2 protein-coding genes and 1 pseudogene are annotated in these 2,020 nt (G+C 35.2%); 1 reads left to right on the top strand and 2 read right to left on the bottom strand.

Annotation, left to right across the window (positions count from 1 at the left end; translation table 11 throughout):
- Window positions 1-504, top strand: a 504-nt coding sequence (locus AC2JF7_RS08950) for a hypothetical protein (RefSeq protein WP_500728349.1), incomplete at its 5' end; no start/stop codon positions are given.
- Between the two features lie 52 nt (window positions 505-556).
- Here AC2JF7_RS08950 and AC2JF7_RS08945 read toward each other — a convergent pair.
- Entirely contained in the window at window positions 557-1,414 is an 858-nt protein-coding gene (locus AC2JF7_RS08945) for a DNA/RNA non-specific endonuclease (RefSeq protein WP_500728348.1), read from the bottom strand.
- A 5-nt stretch (window positions 1,415-1,419) separates the two neighbouring features.
- Window positions 1,420-2,020, bottom strand: a pseudogene (locus AC2JF7_RS08940) (hypothetical protein); the annotation flags it as partial.

Here is a 2,020-nt window from a genome sequence, read left to right as displayed (position 1 = left end):
AAAAAATTAAAATGCCTAAGAAAGGTATCTGAATACTTAAAAGAAGTATCTGAATTTAATTTTATAACGGGAATGGTTAGCTTTATCTGGATAACTTCTTGTGGAGGTACCTTAATATTAGAAACAATACAGTTAGCTATGGACGATCCTTCCAATATACAATATTATGTTTTTTCAACTGAGATATTATTTTTAATTTTTATATTACCTTTTTGGTATAAGTATGAAAGATTCTGCGTTGAAAAACTTAAAAACACTTCAAAGCCAGTAGCTACTTTTAATGCTAAATCAATACGGTTTATGTTAGTTGCTGTGGCTTCATTGTGTGTTATATCAATAAATATTTTTGCTGTTGCAAGTCATAGCTTTGCTTTAGGTACAGATCCTGAAGATCTTCAACTAGTTACCAACATTGCTTGTATTGCAGGAGGATTTGCAACTGTTCTTTATCCGATTATAGATATGTTTATACTTACTCGTAATACCATTGATAATAATGGATAGGAAAGATAAATCATCATTAAAACCATAATTTTTTAAATTGTATGACTAGTTATTAATAGAAGGTTTTTACTTGAACTCTTTTGTTTATTTTTACGCGACCGTTTGCATAGTTAAATGCAAAATTAGGCTGAACGTTAAATATGTAAACGTTGAAGTTAAGGTGGCCATCTGTTGAAATAGCTTGCAAATTGATTCCACGTGCCATTAGTTCATTCCCCCGAAAGATTGGGGTTGCCTGGAAAATCACCCGTCTATTTTGTCTTAAAGCAGCCCTGATTTTACCTTCAAAAATTGTCTGAATTTCTTGGTTTGAAAATGCCGTTTGTGTAAATAAATTTTTGGGATTGTTTTGATCACCAGACTTATTTTTTGGGTTATAATTTCCTCCTTGGTCAATTCCGGCTGAAATTGAATATGCAACTAAATGCCCTCGGTTATAAATTTGGCTTTTGCCATGATTAAAATGCCAGGCAGTCGGATTGATAAATTGGCGTACACGTAAGTTGCCAGTTGCAAGGTTTCGTTTTTCTAAAAATGCCGTATTAGAATGTGACGTTCTATTAAGATTGTCTAAATTTGCATAAATAACCTGGTTGTTTGTCCAGGCTTTTTTAATTAGCGTAGATTTATTGTTATTGACGGTGACATAAGCCATAGAACCGTTTTTAAAATCTAACTTTGCTAATATATCATAGTCGTGCTGAGACAGTCCGCCATAATTTTTTGAAGCAATCTTTGTTTTATTAGTCTTTGGCGCAGCTGTTTGAACATTTGTAATATGTTGTGTTCCAGTAGGGAAATGAATATCTTTAGACCAGTTGCGAGCGGAATTCAGGTACAAAATAAGGGCAGTAGCTAATGCTGCTGCCCCGATATTATTTCTTCTTTTAGTTTTACGTTTTCGCACCATAATAATCACTTCTTTCTATTAAACTTTGCTTTAAAGCCAAAATGACGCTTTCCCTTATAGACGTAATTTTTGAGTTGTCCCGTTACTGCATAAGGCTTGCCGCTCTTACTAGTAGCCTGGACAGTGATTTCTTCGCCTTGCAACAATTGATTTTGTTCTTCTGGCGTAAAAATATGCGTCCCAAATTGCTTTTTAAAACTTACTTGCTTATTTGTTGGTACAAATGTACCAGTGACATAGTCATCATTTTGTGCTTTATATGGTAAATCCGGCTTAAAGCCCAAAAATTTATTGCCTTTATACGTTTGTTCTGCTAATTTACCGCTAACTTGGCCCCGCTCAGTATCAATCGTGATTGTTTTATCCGCAAAAAGTTGTGTTAACTCGCTTTCGGTAAAACTATGGTCACCCCATTTGGTCTTGATTGCTACTTCTTGCCCTCGCCAGTTCCCCGTAACCTTGGGCACGTTTATTGCTTCTTGAGCTTTGGCCCATTCTTCTTTAGCCTTTAGCAGCTGTTGAGACGAAGCTAAAGCGGCTTGATTGTTTAGCATTGCTTGTTTATCATGGATAACTATCTGCGCCATCGTATTCGGCACATTCATC

The sequence above is a fragment of the Lactobacillus sp. XV31L genome (genome assembly GCF_059900865.1).
The sequence above is the reverse complement of the archived record's forward strand: the minus strand, read 5'-3'. Positions and strand labels throughout refer to the sequence as shown.

Bases quoted from the DNA above. Each gene is read 5' to 3' on its own strand.
- AC2JF7_RS08945 (WP_500728348.1), bottom strand. From the start codon at position 1,414: ATGGTGCGAAAACGTAAAACTAAAAGAAGAAATAATATCGGGGCAGCA.